This window comes from Streptomyces beijiangensis, from assembly GCF_017315755.1.
GTDB classification, from domain to species: Bacteria; Actinomycetota; Actinomycetes; order Streptomycetales; family Streptomycetaceae; genus Streptomyces; species Streptomyces beijiangensis.
Genome location: NZ_JAFLRJ010001032.1, coordinates 1 through 595 on the forward strand (window position 1 = coordinate 1; position 595 = coordinate 595).

The 595-nt window shown below is 74.1% G+C and carries 1 protein-coding gene; it reads right to left on the bottom strand.

Translation table 11 applies throughout. The features are described 5' to 3' along the window. On the bottom strand, positions 1 to 595 hold a 595-nt coding region (locus J0695_RS40415; protein WP_206969783.1), incomplete at both ends, for an FAD-binding oxidoreductase.

A 595-nucleotide genomic window follows, 5' to 3' on the forward strand; every position in this document is an offset into this window, starting at 1 on the left:
GGTATGACAACAGCCCGGCGGCCGCCTCCGCCGCCGCGCTCTCGTCCGCGTACCCGAGGACGGCCAGCGCCCGTGCCCGCGGCGCCTCCACCAGCTTTACGGTCGCCTCCGTCACCACCCCCAGCGTGCCCTCGCTGCCGCAGAACGCCCGCGCGAGATCGACCCCGTTCTCGGGCAGCAGCGCATCGACCGCATAGCCCGAGATCCGGCGCGGCAGCCCCTGCGGATAGCCGGTCCGCAGCAGCGCCACGTTCCGCTCCACCAGCGGCCGGAGGTCCGCGGGGCCCCCCTCCCACCCCTGCCCGAGCCGCCACTCCTGGCCGCCGTACCCGAGCACCGTCAGGCTCTGGACGCTGTCGGCCGTCGTCCCCCACGCCACCGAGTGCGCGCCGCACGAGTTGTTCCCGATCATCCCGCCGAGCGTGCAGCGGCTGTGCGTGGACGGATCGGGCCCGAAGGTCAGTCCGTGCGCCCCGGCCGCCGCCCGCAGTTCGTCGAGTACGACACCGGGCTGGACGACCGCCGTACGCGCCTCCGCGTCCACCTCCACCAGCGTCCGCATATGGCGGGTGAAGTCGATGACGACGCCGATGCC